Source organism: Pseudobacteroides sp., from assembly GCF_036567765.1.
Lineage (GTDB): Bacteria > Bacillota > Clostridia > Acetivibrionales > DSM-2933 > Pseudobacteroides.
Window position 1 is genome coordinate 75,723 of sequence record NZ_DATCTU010000095.1, and the last position, 22,123, is coordinate 97,845.

At 38.0% G+C, this 22,123-nt stretch carries 13 protein-coding genes; 4 read left to right on the plus strand and 9 right to left on the minus strand.

All coding sequences use genetic code 11. The features are described 5' to 3' along the window. Positions 1 to 245: 245 nt before the first annotated feature. The 4 genes from VIO64_RS14965 to VIO64_RS14980 all read right to left on the minus strand — a co-directional run bounded on the left by VIO64_RS14965 (position 246) and on the right by VIO64_RS14980 (position 3,906). Positions 246 to 1,640, minus strand: a complete 1,395-nt coding sequence (locus VIO64_RS14965) for an oxaloacetate decarboxylase subunit alpha (protein ID WP_331919641.1) — start codon at positions 1,638 to 1,640, stop codon at positions 246 to 248. Positions 1,641 to 1,718: 78 nt separating this feature from the next. Next, a complete protein-coding gene (locus tag VIO64_RS14970) occupies positions 1,719 to 2,111 on the minus strand; it encodes a biotin/lipoyl-containing protein (protein WP_331919643.1) in 393 nt (130 codons plus the stop codon). A gap of 23 nt (positions 2,112 to 2,134) precedes the next feature. Beyond that, complete coding sequence (locus VIO64_RS14975) at positions 2,135 to 2,323, minus strand: sodium pump decarboxylase subunit gamma (RefSeq protein ID WP_331919645.1); 189 nt, start codon at positions 2,321 to 2,323, stop codon at positions 2,135 to 2,137. A gap of 32 nt (positions 2,324 to 2,355) precedes the next feature. Continuing rightward, the gene (locus VIO64_RS14980) at positions 2,356 to 3,906 is read right to left on the minus strand and encodes an acyl-CoA carboxylase subunit beta (protein ID WP_331919647.1); all 1,551 of its coding nucleotides are present in this window, start codon (positions 3,904 to 3,906) and stop codon (positions 2,356 to 2,358) included. Positions 3,907 to 4,429: 523 nt separating this feature from the next. On the opposite strand from VIO64_RS14980, the gene VIO64_RS14985 reads away from it, so the two are divergent. Beyond that, positions 4,430 to 6,952, plus strand: coding sequence for a glycoside hydrolase family 9 protein (locus VIO64_RS14985; protein ID WP_331919649.1), 2,523 nt, complete (start codon positions 4,430 to 4,432; stop codon positions 6,950 to 6,952). 342 nt (positions 6,953 to 7,294) lie between these two features. Beyond that, positions 7,295 to 12,190 (plus strand): endo-1,4-beta-xylanase, encoded by a 4,896-nt coding sequence (locus VIO64_RS14990; RefSeq protein ID WP_331919651.1) that lies wholly within the window; start codon positions 7,295 to 7,297, stop codon positions 12,188 to 12,190. Positions 12,191 to 12,347: 157 nt separating this feature from the next. Here VIO64_RS14990 and VIO64_RS14995 read toward each other — a convergent pair whose 3' ends face one another. After that, complete coding sequence (locus VIO64_RS14995) at positions 12,348 to 13,556, minus strand: sulfite exporter TauE/SafE family protein (RefSeq protein WP_331919653.1); 1,209 nt, start codon at positions 13,554 to 13,556, stop codon at positions 12,348 to 12,350. Between the two features lie 158 nt (positions 13,557 to 13,714). Then, on the minus strand, positions 13,715 to 14,590 hold the full coding sequence (gene nifH, locus VIO64_RS15000; RefSeq protein WP_331919655.1) for a nitrogenase iron protein: 876 nt from the start codon (positions 14,588 to 14,590) through the stop codon (positions 13,715 to 13,717). A gap of 634 nt (positions 14,591 to 15,224) precedes the next feature. Between nifH and VIO64_RS15005 the strand changes: the two genes are divergently transcribed. Beyond that, positions 15,225 to 15,518: a hypothetical protein gene (locus tag VIO64_RS15005; protein ID WP_331919657.1), complete on the plus strand. Its 294-nt coding sequence runs from the start codon at positions 15,225 to 15,227 to the stop codon at positions 15,516 to 15,518. A gap of 280 nt (positions 15,519 to 15,798) precedes the next feature. On the opposite strand, the gene VIO64_RS15010 is transcribed toward VIO64_RS15005, so the two are convergent. From VIO64_RS15010 to VIO64_RS15020, 3 genes are read right to left on the minus strand one after another with little or no spacing between them, the layout of a single operon-like run. Next, the gene (locus tag VIO64_RS15010) at positions 15,799 to 18,084 is read right to left on the minus strand and encodes a heavy metal translocating P-type ATPase (RefSeq protein ID WP_331919659.1); all 2,286 of its coding nucleotides are present in this window, start codon (positions 18,082 to 18,084) and stop codon (positions 15,799 to 15,801) included. Between the two features lie 17 nt (positions 18,085 to 18,101). Beyond that, positions 18,102 to 19,418, minus strand: coding sequence for a nitrogenase component 1 (locus VIO64_RS15015; protein ID WP_331919661.1), 1,317 nt, complete (start codon positions 19,416 to 19,418; stop codon positions 18,102 to 18,104). Continuing rightward, on the minus strand, positions 19,415 to 20,890 hold the full coding sequence (locus tag VIO64_RS15020; protein ID WP_331919663.1) for a nitrogenase component 1: 1,476 nt from the start codon (positions 20,888 to 20,890) through the stop codon (positions 19,415 to 19,417). The genes VIO64_RS15015 and VIO64_RS15020 overlap by 4 nt, the downstream gene beginning before the upstream one ends. 386 nt (positions 20,891 to 21,276) lie before the next feature. Here VIO64_RS15020 and VIO64_RS15025 point away from each other — a divergent pair, with 386 nt between their 5' ends. Further along, complete coding sequence (locus VIO64_RS15025) at positions 21,277 to 22,050, plus strand: ABC transporter permease (RefSeq protein ID WP_331919665.1); 774 nt, start codon at positions 21,277 to 21,279, stop codon at positions 22,048 to 22,050. The last annotated feature ends 73 nt before the right edge of the window (positions 22,051 to 22,123 follow it).

Sequence of the window (22,123 nt, forward strand, 5' to 3'; positions counted from 1 at the left end):
ATTGATTTAATATTAAACCTTTAGACTATTTCTATATTTATGGTCCAATAATAAAACACTTAATAAAAACTGTACCAATTTGAACTTTGCTTCCCCAAAGTATAACATTGTTTTACAATTTTTATTATAGCATTTTTACATAATTTTTCAACTCACAAATTAGGAGATTACATTATGATATAACTTCCAAATTTTCGAGTTATTTACTGTTTGTGCATAGTCCAAACCTAATCGTATCTACAAACCTACACCGGATGAACCTTATCTTTATAATCCACCAGGTTGCTGTCAATAGCATATTTGCCGGCTTGACGAAGCTTGAAGAAATTCTCTGCCACCTGCGGGAACAAAGCATATGACAATACGTCTTCATCCTGCTCCAAATATTCTTTCATCTGCTCTCTTATGCTGTCAAGCTCAGGAGATAAAAGATCTGCAGGTCTGCATGTAATCGGCTCTTCATCCCCTAAAATCTTCTTAGAGATTTCTTCTGGAATAGGTGCTGGAGTCTTTCCGTATTCTCCTTTAACAAGGGCTTTTGATTCCTTTGGCACCATCTTGTATCTTTCGCCCATCAGGACATTTAATACAGCCTGTGTTCCTACTATCTGACTGGTAGGTGTAACAAGCGGTGGATAACCGAAGTCTTCACGTACACGAGGCACTTCTTTCAACACTTCTTCATATTTATCTACTGCATTGGACTGCTTTAGCTGGGAAACCAGATTGGAGAGCATTCCGCCCGGAACCTGGTATATAAGTGCGTTAACATCAACTCCCATAACCTTAACATCCAATAATCCGCTTTCTAGGTACTTATCCTTTATGGGTCTGAAATAATCAGCTATTTCACTTAATAAGCCAAGATCAAGACCTGTATCATACGGAGTATCCTTCAATGTTGCTACAAGAGGTTCTGTCGCAGGCTGAGATGTACCAAGTGCCATTGGTGAAATCGCACAGTCAACCACATCAATACCTGCCTCTATTGCTTTAAGGTAAGTCATTGATCCCACACCGCTGGTATAATGGGTATGTAACTGCAGAGGCACCTTAACGTTTTCCTTCAATGCTTTTACAAGTTCATATGCTGAATATGGCGTCAAAAGACCTGCCATATCCTTTATACATATGGAGTCTGCTCCCATTTCCACCAATTGCTTAGCGTCATTTACGAAATGCTGCAGGCTGTGAACAGGACTTACGGTATAACAAACAGTCGCCTGTGCATGGCCGCCTTCCTTTTTACACGCCTTTATAGCTGTCTCAATATTTCTTGGATCATTTAATGCATCAAATATTCTTAAAATATCAATACCATTTGAAATGGACTTCTGTACAAAGTACTCTACCACGTCATCTGCAAAATTCTTGTACGCAAGTATATTCTGGCCTCTTAACAGCATCTGAAGCTTTGTTTTGGTTTTACTTCTGATCTTCCTCAGCCTTTCCCAAGGGTCTTCGTCAAGGAACCTGAGACATGCATCAAAAGTAGCTCCTCCCCATGCCTCTAGTGAGTGATAGCCAACACTATCCAATTTTTCCAATATAGGAAGCATATCATCCGTCTTCATTCTGGTTGCTACAAGGGATTGATGAGCATCCCTTAAAACCGTTTCCGTAATACCAACCTTTGGCATATTCCACCAACCTTCCCCGAATCTATTCGTTTACATCAGTTATCTTAAAAGTTAAGTTATTTTTTCAAAGCACCTGAATTATGATATAGAAACCATAACATCTCCAGCACTCACTGCAGTACCTTTTGCAACGTTTACAGAAGCAATGGTTCCATCCTTTGGAGCTGTAATTTCGTTTTCCATTTTCATGGCTTCAAGTATCAAAAGTACCTGACCCTTTTTAACTGCATCTCCAGAATTAACATTAACCTTAAGGATTGTTCCGGGCATTGGAGCAGTAACTGTTGTTGCTCCCTGTGGAACTGCAGTATCCTTCTTTGGTGCCGGTGCTGATGCAGGTGCTGCTGGAGCCGCACTAACAGGTGCAGCTTTTACGGGCTCGGATAATACTTGAGCTGCCATATCAACCTTTACTTCTTCTACCTCAACTTCATACTGGTTTCCATTAACCTTTATCATATATTTTTTCATATTATTTATCCTCCAATCTATTGTTACGTATTAAGCTTTCTTGAAAGCCTTTCAGTTCTTCCCATAGTATTCCAGACCGGTGATGCGGTTGGAACCCTTTTTATATTTTTTACAACAAGTCTATATCCCTGCCTTGTGTCCATTTGTGCTATTGCAGCGGATATAGCTGCCACTATTTCCTCATCTATCTTATTTACAGTCTTATTTCCCATAATACCCTCCGGTTTAATGTCTCTCGACTTGCTTATAGAGGAATGTTTCCATGCTTCTTAGCAGGCCTGTTTTCACGTTTGCTTGAAAGCATTTCAAGGGCATTAATGAGCCTAATTCTTGTAGTTGCAGGCTCAATAACATCATCCACATATCCTCTTGATGCTGCAACATAAGGATTTGAAAACTTATTTCTATATTCCTCAATCTTTGCAGTCCTTGCTTCAACAGGGTTTTCAGCAGATTGTATCTCTTTTCTGAATATTATGTTTGCAGCTCCGTCAGGGCCCATAACAGCTATTTCAGCACTTGGCCATGCCAATACCATATCTGCTCCTAAATGTTTGCTGTTCATTGCTATATAAGCACCGCCGTAGGCTTTTCTCAATATTACGTTTATCTTTGGAACGGTAGCTTCGGAGAATGAGTAAAGAAGCTTTGCACCGTGTCTTATAACACCATTATGCTCCTGCCCTACTCCCGGAAGATACCCAGGAACATCTGTAAGGGTTATTACAGGAATATTAAAGGCATCACAGAAACGAACAAAACGTGCTGCTTTGTCGGAAGAGTTAACATCTAAAGCCCCTGCCATGAATTTTGGCTGGTTGGCAATTATACCCACAGTACCGCCGTTCAATCTTCCTAATCCGATAATGATGTTTTTTGCGAAATGCTTTTGTATCTCAAGGAAGTCTCCGTTATCAACGATTTTTGTTATAACCTCCAACATGTCATAAGGCTTGTTGGCACCTTCAGGAATTATCTCGTTTAGCTCTTCATCAATCCTGTTTAAGTCATCTCCCTTTGGCTCATACGGAGTATCCGAAAGGTTGTTGTCAGGAAGGAAACCTATGAGTCTCTTGATTTCTTCGATACATTCCATTTCACTGCTGCTCTTAAAGTGAGCAACCCCGCTTGTTGAATTGTGAGTATCAGCTCCACCGAGTTTTTCAAAGCTGACATCCTCACCTGTTACAGCCTTTATAACCTGAGGTCCTGTTATGAACATCTGGCTGGTCTTCTCCACCATGAATATAAAGTCTGTAATAGCTGGTGAATAAACAGCACCTCCTGCACATGGTCCCATTATTACCGATATCTGGGGTATTACACCTGATGCAAGGGTATTCCTGAAGAATATATCACCAAAACCGCTAAGTGAGTCTATACCTTCTTCGATTCTTGCTCCTCCTGAATCATTGATGCTTAAGAAGGGAGTACCCATTTTCATTGCCATATCCATTACTTTTGTGATTTTCTTGGCATGCATTTCACCTAAAGAACCGCCTATTACGGTAAAATCCTGTGATGACACAAACACGAGCCGGCCGTTAACGGTTCCGTATCCTGTTACAACGCCGTCCCCAGGCACTTTTTTCTTCTGCATTCCAAACTCTATGCTTCTTGTTTCTACAAATGCGTCAATTTCAACAAAGCTGTTTTCATCAAAAAGTACATTTAATCTTTCCCTAGCTGTCATTTTTCCGCTTTCATGCTGTTTTGCAATCTTGTCGGCACCTCCGCCAAGACTGATACTTTCCTTTTTCGCATGGAGCTCATTTATTTTGTCTATATTTGCCATTAAATTACCACCCCATAATCATTAATTATTATAAACTATTATTACCTGGTACTATTTTAAAAAATTATATATCAAATAATGTAAATATGCAATATTAATTTCACTACATTAGCAAAATTCATTATTATCAGCAAAATAAACTTTTTCTGAATTATAAAGATATAAATCTATAACATTTGTCTGTAGCACATCCAATTGATACAAACTATATTATATATATATTTGGCAAATAAAATGTATAACGCTTTCAGAAGGCATAAACATATCCATAAACTGTATTTTTTTCGCCTCGAAACCTTTGAATGTAAGGAATTGCCCATCAATCCCCAAAATGTTATAATTAAATAAAAATCAATATTAATTTTACATTTGGCAGAGCAAATAACGAACGGTTCAGCGTTATTTGCGATAGACAAAGTAAAAAATTAATTTGATTTTTATATTAAAATCAATATTAATTTTTAAAAGGGGGTCTGAAAAACGACAAAGCTTTAATAAAAATATATTTTAATAGGAGGTTAAGATGTTTACAAAAAAAGGTTTATTTAAAAAGGTATCAGTGTTCCTCTCGGCCACTCTGCTTATATCAACAGTAATCATACCGCAGAGTACAGCGACTGTAAATGCTGCACCAAGCTATAACTATGGTGAAGCATTACAAAAGTCGATTATGTTTTATGAATTCCAGCGTTCCGGAAAGCTACCAGCAGACAAGAGAATGAACTGGCGCGGTGACTCAGGGCTGACAGATGGTGCCGATGTTGGTGTTGATCTTACAGGCGGCTGGTATGATGCCGGTGATCATGTAAAGTTCAATCTCCCCATGGCCTACACAGTTTCCATGCTCTCATGGAGTGTGTATGAAGCAAGGGATGCCTACAAAAAAAGTGGACAACTTCCCTATATTTTAGACAACATTAAGTGGGCCACCGACTATCTTATCAAGTGTCACACAGCACCAAACGAATTCTACTACCAGGTTGGCGACGGAAACGATGACCACAAATGGTGGGGGCCTTGCGAGGTTATGCAGATGGCCAGACCGTCCTACAAGCTCACCACTGCAAATCCCGGTTCCACAGTTGTCGCTGAAACTGCAGCTGCACTCGCCTCAGCATCAATTATATTTAAGGAAACCGATCCTACATATGCTGCAAACTGTTTGAAACATGCAAAAGAGCTCTTTACTTTTGCCGACACCACAAGAAGCGACAAGGGTTATACCGCTGCATTGAACTTCTATACTTCACACAGCGGATTTATAGATGAATTGACCTGGGCATCAATCTGGATATATATGGCTACGCAGGATAAAACATATCTCACCAAAGCAGAATCCTTTGAACCTAGCTGGCAGAGAGAAAACCAGTCCACTGACCTTAAATTCAGATGGGGAATGTGCTGGGATGATAAGCTTATGGGTTCTTTTCTGCTGCTTGCAAAGTTAACTGAAAAAACTGTTTACAAGGAAGCTATTGAAAGACACTTGGATTGGTGGTCCGTTGGGGTAGGTTCCTCACGTATAGCCTATACCGCTAAAGGTCTGGCATGGTTAACTACATGGGGTTCCTTGAGGCATGCATCCACCACCGCATTTTTAGCAAGCGTTTATGCAGACTGGAATGGATGTTCATCAGATAAAGCAAAGGTTTATAACGATTTTTCAAAGCAGCAAATCGATTACTGTCTTGGAAGCACTGGAAGAAGCTTCCTTACAGGTTTTGGTGTAAATCCGCCGCAGCACTATCACCACAGGACAGCTCACGGATCATGGTATGATTCCATGAAAGTACCTGAGAACCACAGACATACACTTATCGGAGCCCTTGTTGGCGGACCTAAGAGTGCAGCGGACAATACATATTATGACAAGGTTGACGATTATGAATCAAACGAAGTAGCATGTGACTACAATGCAGGATTTGTAGGTGCATGTGCAAAAATGTATGAAGATTACGGCGGCGACCCTATACCGAATTACAAAGCAATTGAGCCTGTGACAGAAGATGAATTCAGTGTAGAAGCAGCTATCAACAATCAGAGTGCAAACCATATTGAAATAAGAGCATTCCTCCTTAACAAATCGGCATGGCCTGCAAGGATGGGAGATAAGCTTTCCTTCAGATATTTTGTAGATTTATCGGAAGTAATCGCTGCAGGTGCAAAACCTTCCGATATAGTTGTTTCTTCCAACTACAGCCAGGGCGGTACCGCTAAAGGACTTACTGCTTGGGATGCATCCAAAAATATATACTACGTAACCCTAGACTTTACAGGCACCAAAATATATCCTGGCGGACAGTCTGCTCATAAGCATGAAATACAGTTCAGAATTGCAGCTCCTCAGGCAACTACCTACTGGGATAACAAAAACGACTTCTCATTTAAAGGAGTATCAACTGACTCCAATGCAGCTGTGAAAGTTACTAATATGCCTGTATATGATAACGGTGTATTGGTTTATGGAATGGAGCCTCCTACAGGATCATCTTCATCAACACCAACACCTACAAAAGCAACTCCTACTCCAACCACAAGCTCTCAGACAGGCTATAAGGTTTACGGATATCTAAAGCCAGGCTTTAGCTATACCGGAGCTCAGGCAGCTTCTGTACAATCAGGCTTTAAGGTTGAGTTTGAAGGCACTTCATTAAGTGCATTGTCAGATGAGAACGGTTATTTTGAAATCAAAAATGTACCAGGCAACAAGGAATATACTCTTGTAATGAGCAAAAAGGGCTATCTTACAAGAAAGGTTTCTCCTATAATAGTTAACGGAGACAGAAAAATATCCTCAAATGCAGCACCTATTGATGTCTGGGCTGGTGATATACCTGTAAATGATATTCAGAATAATGCTATTAACATGGCAGATGTCATTGAGGTTGCAAAATCCTTCGGTAAAACATCCACCGATACAGGATTTATGTCCTATGCAGATTTTAACAAGGATAATTCAGTTAATATGGCTGATGTTATTATACTGGCTGCCAGCTTCAATAAAACTCAGGCGGATTATCCAAGTGTTGTGTTAGGAGAATTTTAATCTTGATGGGGTCCCTTATACAATAATAGATGGCCTGGATTTTGCAAATTTATATGGTCTTGTTGACATGGATATATAAAACTCATAATAGATCAATAAGGGAGATTGGATCCTGCTTAGTGTAAGCAGGATCGAAATACTCCCTATTTTTATATAACAATAATAAAGCAACAGGTAAAAATTTTTCTCAAAACTTTGACAAAATTATCACTTTCATGTTGTAATTTATAATGTGATTAACACTTTTAATATAGAATGTCACTAATACATTTTTGAAAGAAGCAAGTTGATCATTATTCAAAGAGTGTTAAGAAACTTACATGTTTTAAGGGGGAATTAAAATTGGTATCAAGGAAAACCGGCAAGGGTATAAGCATTACTCTTGCAATCATCATGCTTTTTAGCATGATACTGACGACAAACTTTTCATCATTTGCAGCTGGAACATTGGACAACAACTTAGTTAACAACGGTGATATGGAAAACAGCACATATTGGTGGCACAGCAACGGCGGTGCTCCGCTCACTTCCGTCTCGGATGTAAAACACAGCGGAAGTTATAGCATAAAGGCTACAGGAAGACAAAATCCATGGCAGGGCGTAGCACAGAATCTTACAGGAAACCAGAAAGGTGATCCCGTAGCAGGCACCAAATACCATGGAGCCGCATGGGTTATGTTTAACGGAGATACGACACCTGACAGTGTAACATTCAAACTTAGTATCAAAAGGAACAACGGCACTGAAGATAAATATGATAATATCAGTCAAGCTGCCGTAACAAAGGGACAATGGACATTGCTTGAAGGCGACTATACACTTCCTTCAGATACCGACGTTTCTAAGGGAGTACATATTTATGTGGAAACTACCGAATCAGGTTCATTCGTTGATTTCTATGCAGATGATATGAGCTTCACAAGTTTGGAGCCTGCATCCACAACATCACCTTCAACTACTGCATCAACTTCGCCGATACCAACTCCTGTGTCAAGTCCTGACAAGCTGGTTGCACTAACATTTGATGACGGACCGGATACAGTTCTTACACCTTTGGTCATGGACAAGCTGGATAAGTATAAAGTTCCCGCAACATTTATGATGATCGGAAGCAAAATAAATGACACAACCGCTCCTGTTATTAAGAGAATTGTTGATTCGGGCCGGGAAATCGGAAACCATTCCTGGAGCTATTCCAGCATGGATAAAATGTCAAAGGAAGATATTCAAAAATCTGTAAATGACACAACTGCAGCTATAGAAAAATATTCAGGAACTACACCATTGTTCTTCCGCCCGCCCAATCTTGCATTGAGCGATACAATGTATGATGCAATAGATATGACTTTTGTAAGCGGTTTAACAGCAAATGACTGGGATCAGTCAACAACTGCTGAGCAAAGGGCAGATGCAATAATAAATGGAGTAAAAGACGGCTCAATAATCCTTCTTCATGACGTACAGCCTCTACCCCACCCGACAGCGGAAGCACTTGATTTAATAATTCCTGCACTCTTAAGTAAGGGATATGAATTTGTGACTTTGAGCGAATTATTTAAAAGAAAAGGCGTTGAGACGGATCCAACAAAAAAAGTAATGTATTCTGCTGTAACAAGCAGCTCGCCTTCAGTACCAGGTAAAGACATTGTCAACAACGGCGATATGGAAAGCAGTAGTAACTGGTGGTACAACAGGGGAAGTGCTTCCATCGAAGCTTCTCCAGATGAAAAACACGGAGGAACCTCAAGCTTGAAAGTCACCGGCAGGACATCATCATGGCAAGGTCCCGGACAGAACCTGGTCGGAAATGAAAAAGGTGATCCTGTAGCAGACAAATCATATAAAGGGGCAGCATGGGTTATGTACAATAGTGAAACTGCTCCTGAAACCGTAACATTTAAATTGAGTGTTCAGTGGAATGACGGTTCACAAGATCATTACGACCAAGTAAGTCAGGTAAACGTAACAAAGGGCCAGTGGACAAAGCTTGAAGGCCAATACACCATTCCTTCAGGTGCAGTTTTGGAAAATGGTGTACATCTTTATGTAGAAACTACAGAATCGGAGTCATTTGTTGATTTCTATTTGGATGATGTAAGTTTCCAGGAGCCCGGGTCTAAAGTTTCGTTAAACGGCAGCGACAGCTTATACACTGATTTTGAAAATGGTGAAGCAAGCGGTTGGACTAATAGAGGTGACGAAACTGTAGCTGTTACCGGAGCAGCATACCATAACGGAAACTACAGCATTGCCGCGACTGGCAGAACCCAAAGCTGGAACGGTCCTCAGCACACATTGATGGGCGTGGTAAACTTTGATAAATCTTATCAGTTTTCTGCTTATGTAATGTATAAGGAAGGACCTGATACTCAGGACATCCAAATGAGTATTCAAAAAGAAAGCGGGTCAGGTACCGATTATATCAATATTGGTTCAGTTACTGCAACTAAAGGAAAATGGGCACTAATAGAAGGTGAGTATCGTGTAACTTACGACGCTACTCTGTCCAATATCCTATTATATTTTGAAGCACCTGGAGACAGCTTGGTTGATTTTTATATTGATGATGTAAAGGTATCCGGTGGAGATTCACTTGACTTTGACCCAAATATAACTTCTCTACACAGCGTTTGGGATCAGTACTTCCCGCTTGGGGCAGCAATTTCTCCTGAACTGCTTCAATCACCCATCTATAGTGAATATATCAACAAGCATTACTCCAGCTTGACTTTTGGTAACTGTATGAAACCCGATGCAATACAGCCTACGGAGGGTAAATTCACCTTTACTGCGGCAGATAAAATTGTTTCTTTTGCACAAGCAAATAACAAGCTTTTGAGAGGCCATACACTTCTGTGGCACAACCAGATTCCATCATGGTTCTTTACAGATCCTCAGGATTCAACAAAACCTGCATCAAGTGAATTACTTCTTGCAAGGTTGAAAACACACATCGAAGCTGTTATGACACATTATAACGGAAAGATCCATACATATGATGTTGTTAATGAAGTTCTTTCAGATATAAGCGGGCTTCGTGGAGAGAGTGAAAACTCAAAATGGAAATCAATTGTGGGCGATGTGGATAAAGACGGCATTGATGATGACTATATCCTTGCTGCATTTAAATATGCATTTGAAACAGCTAAAAAGATAGGCGATAACGATGTAAAATTCTGTATCAACGATTACAACCTGGAGTCCAGCACTAAAAAGCTAGATGCAATGTATGACATAACAAAGCGTATATTAAAAGTTGCCGATGAATCAGGCATTTCAAGAGACAGGATTGTTGTAGGTTTCCAAATGCACATCAGCATCTACAGTCCTTCTATGGACCAGATTAGGCTATCTTTAGAAAAAATAGCATCCCTTGGTGTAAAGGTTCAGGTAACCGAGTTGGATATGTCCATTTATAAATCTGCAACAGAGCCTGAAAAGACTGCAACAGAGGATATCTTTTTGCTTCAGGCAAAAAGATATATGGATGTCTTTGCAATTTTTAAAGATCTAGCAATTAAAGGCAATTTGGACACTGTAACAATATGGGGTGTGGATGATGGTGAGTCATGGTTAAACGACTTCCCTGTAAAAGGCAGAAAGGACCCTGCACTGCTGTTTAATAAAAGGCTTCAGGCAAAACTGGCTTACACAGCATTGACTGATCCTGACAAGCTGCCGGTTTACAAGCAGCAAATGAATGCATATAAGGGATCACCTGCTATTGGCCAAGAAGTAGACAGCTTATGGAATGCATTAAAATGGGTTGATGTAAACCAGTATGTCTCAGGTACACAAGGTGCGACAGCCAAGGTTAAGACTATGTGGAACGGAAATAGTCTTTACTTTCTTACTCAAATAGATGATAGGACTCCTAATGATAAAGACAGCCTGGAAATATTCCTCGACCCGACTCCCGATATACCAGGTGATACATTGCATTATATTATAATTTTAAAAAATACCCAAAGGACCGCTACCGGATATATAGTGCAGACAGTTATATCCCGCCCTCAAATAATTCCTAAGCAAGGTGATAAGATCGGAATTGATTTCAGGGTAAAAGACTTTACTACAAATGGAGAAATATCATCAGTAGTTGTATGGAATGATAGCAAAAACAAATTAGACACTGACGCTTCTGGCTTTGGTTATTTAATGTTTGATAAGGAAGCAAAGCTTGTTAAAGTAAACTATGGTACCCCTGTAATTGACGGAAGTGTTGATGGCATCTGGAATGAGGTGCAGGCGAATTCAACCGATGTCTGGGTAAGCGGCACATCAGGAGCTACAGCAAAGTTCAAAACCCTATGGGCAGACGGCAAGCTGTATGTCCTAGCTGATGTAACCGACAGTCTGCTGTCAAAAACCAGTACTGATGCTTATCAGCAGGATTCAGTAGAAATATTCATCGATCAGGATAACGCAAAAAACACATACTATGAATCCGATGATTATCAAATCAGAATAAATTTTGACAATGAGGTTTCATATAACCCAGGTGAGCTTACAGGATTCAAATCTGCTACATCCAAGACAGAAACAGGTTATATAGTGGAAGCAGAAATTCCATTAAAAGCAGCGGAAGAAGGCAAAGTTATGGGATTTGACCTTCAAGTCAACAATGACCAAGATGGTGACGGTACACGCGACAGTGTAAGTATCTGGTGTGACCCCACAGGATTTTCATACAAGGATGTTTCCAACTTTGGAAATATAATTCTTGGTCAAAAATCAATTCCTACTGAATTCAAGGTCTCAGGATACATTACTCCAGATTTTAACTATGCAGGCAGTCAGGCTTCAAGCTTATTGTCCGGCTTCAGGGTTGACCTTGAAGGTACAGGCTTAAGTACAGTATCCGATTCAAACGGCTACTTCGAATTTAAAAATGTACCTGGAGGAAAATCATACAGTATCTTAATAAGTAAGGCAGGATATCTTACTAGAAAAATTTCATTTATTAACGTTAACACAGATAGGGTTATCGGATCAAAATCAGCCCCGATTGCCATGTGGGCTGGGGATATCCCTATAAATGATGTTCAGGATAGAGCCGTAAACATGATTGATGCTGTTCAGTTGGCAAAAGCCTTTAATTCTACGAATCTGGATGCAGGTTTTATATCCTATGCAGACTTTAATATGGATAATGCTATAAATATGATGGATGTTGTTATACTTGCTAAGAACTTCAACAGCACTATGGCAGATTATCCGAACTTTATACTAAATTAGTATTAATTAGGGCATGATTACTTGTTTAAAATTCATAAGTTGAAAAGATAATGTATCTTAAAGGTAGAGTCCAAATAAAAGGGCTCTACCTTTATTAATGTCTAGGAAATTAAAGAAAAGTGTTTCTAAATCTATGCCATTCTGGGGGTATTGGACATTAATTATGTACAACATTTTCATCTATCTTATCTACTATAATTATCCTGCTCTTTATCATTCCCATCCAGCAAGTATATAAAATATCTCCAGTTTCATGGGGGAAAAATTCTATAATATTATCTCCTGCTTCAAGCTTCCTATCAATATTAAGCTTTGGAATCACAATTGCATTATTGCAATCATTTAGTTTATCTTCGTCTGCTTTAAGGTTCCATCTTACCTTTATCCCCTTTTGGATCATGATTACCGGGTAACTTCCATAATCTATATGTGTTGTTACCGTCTGAATATCACCTTGGACTATTGCAGTACTGCTTTCAGAACTAGAATTCATCACATGGGGCAGACTAATTGAAATACCTGAAAGTGCAAGACCTCTACCCAACATTACTACGCCTAGAACTACAATTAAAGCAGCACTTACTTTCAATATAAAATTTGAGAATTTTTTATTTATTAATATGTTTATAGCTCCAAAAACAAAAAGAGTAGGCACTGTGCCAATTGAGAATATCAACATTGAAATAGCACCTAACCATATATTCCTGGTACCTAATGCATATAGTTGCACCATCTGCAGAGGACCACATGGCATTAGTCCACTTAAAAGTCCTACATATAAAGGGCCATATTTTTTACCCTTTTGAACTTTTCTTGCAAAAAAAAGTGGCATCCTCAAATTAACCCTTCTAAGAAATGGAAGTACTCCCAACAGATTTATTCCCATTATAACCATGAATATCCCGCCAATTATTGGTACAATTCCTTTTAACACTCCCCCAAAGCTAAATAGCTGGCCAACCCCCCCTACAATGCCTCCTACAATAGTATAAGAAATCACTCTACCCAAATTATATAAAATTGAAGGGATAACCAATAACTTCTTTTGCTTTCCATCTTCGACCCACGGTTTTCCAACAGTCTGAGAAATAGCTATTCCTCCGCACATCCCAATACAATGGAAAGATGTTAATAACCCAAAAATAAAAAGAACAATCACTCCCATATCGCTTTCTAGTTTTGGTAAATATTCAAGCATGAAAAGGTCTCTTAATACTATTACCACATCAATATTTAAAAAGTGTTTTAATATTAAATAAACACATATTAGAATTAACGTACTTATAGCAGTCAATTTATATGCTTTTTTATGCTGAATGTTTTTAGTTTTTTTTATTTCCTTATCATCGATAACCTTGCTAGACATCAACATCACCTACAGTTCTTAATTCTATTAAAGCTATAAATTTAATATATAGATATAGGAGCCCTTCTCTAGGATTACCAAAGAAAGGATGATTATAAATCACCCTTTCTTAATTCTACCTATTTTAAAAGTCACACTCCGTTATGTAATAAAACAGATTAGATACTGCTTGCAGCAGCTCTGACTTCTCCCGTTTCCAGAGCTAGCAAGTGGTCTGCCCATTTTGCTGCCCATTCACGAAGAGCACCAATGTCCAGAGGAGTAGGCACCTTAGAGTCGGTATGATCAGCAATTTTCTGAGCAAGGCTTCTATATACTCCAGCTTGTTTTGAATCAGGTGCTGCTTCAATTGTGGTTTTTCCCTGGAGCTCACTCTGAGTTACTGTAACTGATCTTGGAACATATTCAACAACCTGTGTATTTGTTTGTTTAACAAAGTCATCAATTATTTCCTTTGAATATGGTGCATTTATAGAATTGGCAATAACACCTCCAAGTAAAGCTCCACCTGAATTGGAGTATTTTTGAATCCCTTTGAAAAGGTTATTTGCTGCATATACCGCCATAAAATCAGCTGAAGATACAGTAAATACATGCTCTGCGATTCCTTCCCTTACCGGAACGGCAAAACCACCGCATACAACATCACCCAATACATCATAGATAACATAATCCAAATCAAGCTCCTCAAAAGCCTTCTGCTGCTTAAAAAGCTGAACTGCTGTTATAATTCCGCGGCCTGCACAACCTACACCAGGTGCTGGCCCTCCTGCTTCTACGCAGTAAATTCCATTAAACCCTTCAAATATTACCTCATGTGCCTTAACAACATTCTTTTCTCTTAATGTATCTAGAACAGTAGGAATATACTTTCCACCTCTTAGTGTATTAGTTGAATCACTTTTAGGGTCACATCCAAACTGCATTACCTTGTAGCCAGCTGTAGATAGTGCAGCACTAATGTTTGATGTAGTAGTTGATTTACCAATTCCACCTTTTCCATAGATTGCAATTTGCTTAATTTTTTTAGCCATTATTTACACTCCCGTCATTTTAGTTTTCTAAATACTTTGTGATAATCAGTTTTTAATAAGAGTATCCCAAAACTTATTTCTTGTTCATAAAATGTACTTCATATGAATACATATTTTTATTTATATAAATAAAAGAGGCTAAGCCTAATAATCCTTAAAGGATTATATGCTTAGCCTCCAGTATTTCTGGTCAACTAAAAAATTATTCGTTTCGTTAATTAGTATTCCTATCGTTTTACTAAATTTTAAATCTTTTTTGCAATAATGTCAATAGGATTAGTTGAAATTATTATTAATTATTTTATTTTTCATTAAAACATAAATTTCTGGAATTTTTATATTATTGACAAAATAAAAAAATACTCTTAATACGAAAACATATTTGACTAAAATCAAATATAAAATTGGACCAATCTTATATTAAAGTGCATATTGATATAATATATTTTTTATCTTAGTAAAGTAGCTAACTGGATAACTAGAGGCTAAGTTGATTTTAATTCAACTTAGCTTTTATTAATGATAACGAACTTTAAAGCTTAATAAAAATTCAATTCTAAAGTTCGTTATCATTAATTGATTTTTATCTTACCACATTCAATCTATAATCTTAATTTTTAGGAGGCATTAATTATTGAAATCTTTAGACAACATAAATATTGCTGAACACACAAATACTGAAATATTTACAGATAAAATAGATGAAGACTGTAGTTTATGCATCTATGCAAATAAAACAAGTCATATTCCATTGCTTTCAAAAGAGTTTAGAAAGTCCATAATTTCTTTTGCATGGCCATGCCTTTTGGAATTATTATTTGTGTCGATGATTTCTATTGTCAACCTCATGATGGTTGGCCACCTGGATGCATATGCCGTTAGTGCAATATGCTTAACAACCCACCAATATCAATATCGCTTGGAATAAAGGATGGATTAAGCCTGCCATTTATAAATTCATGTGCATCAAGCGGCCAGCCGTTTTTCATATGAATGCTAATATTCAATTGTATGGACCCTAAGTAAATCATCTTTTGTTATAATGGAAGTTATTTCATCTTTGAAAAGTCTATAAAAACATTCATATATCTCCTGCTAATTAAACTTTCATATATATTACAATGCCATATTTCGCTACTTACGGATAAAATGGGATATATATCCGGCTATATTCACTTTCTTATCTTACTTTAAATTATTTTACAATTTCAATAACCTGTTTTAATTTTCTTAAGACTTAAAGAATTTATAAGCACCGAAATTGAACTAAATGCCATAGCTGCTGCAGCTAACACAGGATTAAGATTTCCTGTAGCCGCAAATGGTATACCTATCAGGTTATAAATAAACGCCCAAAACAAATTCTGTTTTATCTTCCCAAGTGTCTTTTTAGATAAATTTATCGCAATAGGTACATTTGTCAAATCACCTTTTAATAGAACAATATCCCCCGTTTCAATTGCGACGTCTGTCCCGCTCCCTATGGCAAAACCCACATCACTTGTTGCCAAAGCAGGAGCATCATTTATACCGTCACCTACCATGGCAACTTTTTTCCCTAGAGATTGGAGCCGCTTTATCTCATCTGCCTTATTATGCGGAAGCACTTCAGCTATAACATTTTTAATGCCTAACTCGCTTGCTACAGCCTGAGCAGCATATCTGTTATCACCCGTTAGCATATATACTTCTATTCCCATTTTTGTAAGTAGTGAAACCGTTTGTCTTGCCTCATCCCTTATTTTATCTTTAAAAGTAATAGCACCCTTTATTTTTCCACTGATGGATACCAATACAACAGTGCTGCCATCCCTGTTCCTTTCAGAAATAATACCTTCTATGGCAGTTATAGGAATGTTCTTTTCTTTCATGAGACTATATGTCCCAATGTACACTTCCTTCCCGCCAATGATTGAATAAACTCCTTTTCCGGGAATAGCGTGAAACATTTCGGGATCATTTAATTCAGCATCAAAATCTCTTTTCCCTAACTCGTATATGGCTTTACCCAGGGGGTGCTCAGATTTCTTTTCTGATACTGCAGCATAATATAGTAATTCTTTCGAGTTGAATGTATCGTCATCCAGCGTTATAATATCAGCTATGTCAGGCTTTCCAGTTGTTAGAGTCCCTGTTTTATCCAGCACAACAGTATCAACTTTGCATACCCTCTCAAGGACCTCTCCATTTTTAATAAGAATCCCCTTTTTAGCACCAATACCCATACCTGCCATTATAGCCGTTGGTGTTGCAAGCCCTAAAGCACAAGGACATGATACCACAAGTACCGAAACTGCATAAATAATTGGAATATCTATAACATAAAAACTGGAATGGAAAATATAGAAATACCAAATAAAGAAAGTTAAAACTGAAACCATAAGAACTACAGGTACAAAATACCCGCAAACTTTATCTGCTATTTTTTGAATAGGTGCCTTGCTTCCCTGAGCATCTTCAACAAGTTTTATTATCCCAGACAGCATCGTTTCGCTTCCAACTTTTTGAGCTTTAAAAGTCAAGGATCCAAATTGATTTATTGAAGCCCCAAAAACTATATCTCCAGGCTTTTTCTCAACAGAAAGACTTTCACCCGTGAGCATCGATTCATTAACTGTAGAATAGCCATCAAGTATTACTCCATCCACTGGTATCTTTTCACCGGGCCTGACAACTAATATGTCCCCTACTTTAACTTCCTCAACAGGAATATCCTCTTCTTTTCCATTGCGTATAACCTTTGCGGACTTGGGTTTTAACTCAATCAACTTCCTGATAGCCCTCCCTGTCCTGCCTCGTGCAACTGATTCAAGATATTTTCCAAGTAAAACCAATGTTATAATAATACTCGAAGCCTCAAAATATATTTTTTTCATTCCATAAAAATAAGATTCATTATCATATAAAGATATGTAAACGCTGAATAAATAAGTAGCAGTTGTCCCAATTGCAACCAACAAGTCCATGGAAGCTTTTTTAGCCTTTAGTGCATAAAATGAATTTCTATAAAACCTAAATCCAATAATAAATTGTACAGGTGTTGCAAGTGCAAGCTGCAGTCTCCAGTCATGAAAATACCATGTATTTAATCCTATGGATTTTATTAAATCACTTAACCTACTTTGATCATCAGGGTCAAAATACTCGCTGCAGCTTGCCATTCCTCCTAACAGCATTGCAATAATAAGAGGAAAACTTAATACTGCTGCTGAAATAATAAGCCATAAAAGCTTTCTCCTCTCAACATCTGCCTTATCACCAGTTTTCTCGTGAGATTTGTTGGACTCCTCTACTGCAAAACCTAGCTTCTCAATCCTTTTTAGAATGTCATCCAAAGATATAACATCCTTGTCAAAGTCCAGCTGTGCCTTTTCGGCAGCATAGTTCACCGAAACATTTTTGATACCGTTTACCCTTTCCAAAGAGGATTCAATGGTATATGAACATAAAACACATGTCATTCCATAAACTTTTATAGAAATTCTTTCACTCATAAGCACACCCTCATGCCCTAATTAAACTGTTTAAATACATATGTATAAATATCTTCAAGGAGCTTAAGACCTCCATGATAGCCAACATAAGAACTGCTTAAAATCAAACGTTCCTTGATTGGTACCGATACTGCAAGAAAATTCCCGCCAAGCTCCTCTGTAAGCTTCTTCTCAAAAATACTTCCTATTATAAGCGGGGGCCCAAAATACTCATTGTTTCTGATGTCGGTATGTATTTCATACCCATCATTGGAAAATATAACAGGGGCTTCAATTCCATATTTATATTCCTTAAAGCAATTTTTAACCTCTTCCCTGTATTCTTCCGGAGTTGAGTCGGTTATGTACTGTTTGTCAGGTACCAGACCGAAGTCATTTGTAAGAAACTTGGATATTGCAAGGGCATCAGCTGCATTGGTTACAGTTGAATAACGCCTTGACATGGTTCTGTTTTCCAAAAACACATCTGATGTTCTTTCAATATAGTAGTAGTACTCCTTTTCGCGGACATCAATGATTTTTTTGATTTTGTCTCCATCTACTCCTGCATACTCTCCTACTGTTCTTAAAAACTTGCTGGTTTCATACGCACCTATAGGAAGCGTAGGATAGTGCAGGTAGGGGGTTCCAAACCTTTCTTCCAGCAATTTTACGTTTTTTAGCCCAACCCATGGAGAAACCAAAAGATTAAATTCTGCGACGGGTACCCTGTCAATATTCTCAATTCCCCTAAACTCTCCAAAGATTGTGTTAGGTGTAAGTCCAAGCTCTCTTACAAGCAATTCAAGCTCTCTTATGTTTCCAACCCAAAATGGATCATATGATGGAACTGGTCCCCATATATTCACAAGGCCTTTAACTTTATTTCCATAAGTCTTTTTTGAAAGATACTGATCGATAATTGCATTAATTACCCACTCATGACCTTCAAGGTTATTGCCTTTAAATCCGGCTGTCTCTACAAAAATTACAGGCTTTTCGCTGTTCTCAAATTCCCTTACAACCTTTGCTATGTCATCTCCCACTATCTCGGTGGTGCAGCCGGATAAAACCACAAAAATATCTCCATCAACTACTTTCAAAGCGTTTTCTATTGTTTCTTTAAGACGATCTTCTCCGCCAAATACTATTTCTTTTTCCGAAACATTTGAGCAAGGATAAATCTGGGGCGAAATATACCCAGAATCACCATTACTGCCTGCAATACCTCCGGCAAGCTTTTGAGCACAGCCGGGACCTGCATGCAAAACCGGAACTCCCCTATGTATGCCTTGCACTGTTTGCATGGCACCTAACGCACAAACATATCTAGGTTGATCTAAAATCTTTGTCATGCTATGGTTTCCTCACTTTCCAAGAAATGGTCACTATTCTGTCTGAACCACCAATCGGTATATGGCAGCTTTACACGTTTTGACAGATTTTCAGTATAGCTCCTGTTGGTCACAACATCATATATGGAATATGCAAAATTTAAAAGTCCTTTATATCCGAATATTGCATATTCATCAAATACACATAACGCAGGGATTCCTAGTTTCATTGCCCATACTGTAGAACCTGTATGCCTGGAGAAGAAAATATCCGGCTTTACGGTATTTAAGATATTAATGAGTTCATGGTTCTGCAGGTCACTTACAGACAAATTATAGTTATTGGGCGAGTTATCTACCAGGTACTTAAATGCATCGGGTGCATTGCCATCATCATACTGCTTATCAAAGTGCCATGCAGCTGAAAAAACAATTTCTATGCCCAACTCCTGCAAGGCTCTTGTTGTATTGAAATTAAACCCCGGCCCCATTCCTATAACAGCCCTAAGGCCTTTAAGCTTGTTTTTTATCTCTTCAATTCTATGAAGATATTTTTCTTTTTCTTTTTTTAGAAAGTTTTCTACTTCTACTTCTTTTCCGATTGCCTTTCCAAGGCTTCCGAGCCAGCTCTCAAAACCTGCTATCCCATGAGGTTGCAACGACTTCACATAAGGCACTCCGTACTTTTCCATTAAGCCATTTCCCATATATGTTCCTAAAGTACCGCATGTACTTACAGTTGCCAATGACTCGGATAACTTTGATAGCTGCTCAACAGAAGTGTTGGAAATAAGGAAAAGAGGCTCCGCATCCAGCTCAGCAAATATTCTTGTTATTTCTTTCCTGGCACTTCCAAAAAAGTTTATGACATTAATGATGTTATTCCTTTTCTCAGGGGGCTTAACAATTTTAGTCAGTATTGCATGAAATGCAGCATCAAATCCGGATGCCCAAATTTTTGTCCGAAACCCCTCACAATGAACCGGTGCAACAGGAATACCCAATTCTTCTTCAAGTTCTACAGCAGTACTCTCCAAATCCTCTCCAATAACACCGCTTACACATGAAGCTCCAATGAATACTGCACTCGGTTTATATCTTATAAAAGTTTCCCTTACAACATCCCTCAGATTCTCAGTAGCCCCAAATACAGTATCCGATTCATTCATGTCAGTACAAACATAACAGGACCTGGAATTGTCCAGATTCAGTTTTCCTGCCAGCTGGTCCTTTGAATTACTGACCTGCATTGCAGTAACAGCACATCCTGAAGGGGCATGGTGAACTATTGCGGCATCTATAATAAAGCTTAATTGGCTTAACGCACAAGCAGCATTACAAAGACTTGCCTGACTAAAGCATCGTCCCTTGTCGGATAGCCCTCCACAACCTGCCTTATAATTCAGGTCCCTAAGAGTTCCATTATATCCGGTTATGGATCCTAGCCTGTTTTCCCTTGCCTCACTCTCATTGCTTTTTAAGTTAACAGACATGTTGACCTCTCCTTTCAAAACACAAATTATACCAATTATTCCTATCGTTTTTATCAATTTTAACCCACTATTTTTTTACTGTCAATATTTATTTTGATTATTCCTATTGACTTTGTATACTTTTTTAAAATTAATATTAGAAAACCTATTGACAAAGTAAGATTTAGAATTTAGAATAATATCAGCAACGCCTGTAAATTTACTGGATTATACATAATAATTAAATACGTTGACCAGACAATCTGGAGACTAAATATATTCCTTTTCTCATTTAAGGATAAATTTAGTCTTTTTTTGTTCTCACATTGGATATCCGAAAATTAATATCTCCAAACAAAATTTAAGTACTTAAGACTAATTATTTCTTTATGAAGGGGGTGAATTGTATGCATATCAAAACATTTCAATTACTTAAAAATGTATTAATTAAATCAATTGCAATAATAGGGTTTATGGCTCTCTGGGAGATAATGCCGCGTATTGGCCTGGTAGATAAAATGTATTTACCTCCCTTTAGTGAGGTAATAACGGCTTTTGGCAAGCTGGTTATTTCAGGCGATTTATTTATTCATATCGCCTCAAGCCTTAAAAGATCTATGAGTGGACTCTTACTGGCTGTAGCTATAGGTGTACCATTAGGTATATTCGTCGGATGGTTCAAATGGGTTGAAAAATTACTTGACCCTTTGCTTCAAATATTCAGGAATACATCAACACTTGCACTCTTTCCCGTATTTATATTATTCTTCGGACTTGGCGAAATATCTAAACTGGCAATTATATTTTGGGGTACTTTATGGGCTACACTTTTGAATACTATAAATGGTGTAAAAAATGTTGATCCACTTTTAGTAAAGTCTGCACGTTCAATGAGTGCATCCAACTTCTTTATTTTTAGTAAGATAGTTCTTCCTGCCGCAACTCCTTCTATTATTACCGGATTCAGGCTAAGTGCTTCTACTTCAATACTAATACTGGTAGCAGCTGAAATGCTGGGTTCAAACTCAGGCCTGGGTTTTCTGATATTCTATTCGGAGCAGAAATATGATATAGCAGAAATGTATTCGGGCATTTTAACTATTTCCATTCTAGGTATCCTTATTAACTATCTGATAGTAGCATTTGAAAAACGTCTTTTAGTGTGGAAGGAAGGAGGTTAGCATAGATAATAATATTAAAAGTGTTAGAGCTCTTTATTCATACATGACATTCAATAGCATTTTTGGGAGGATA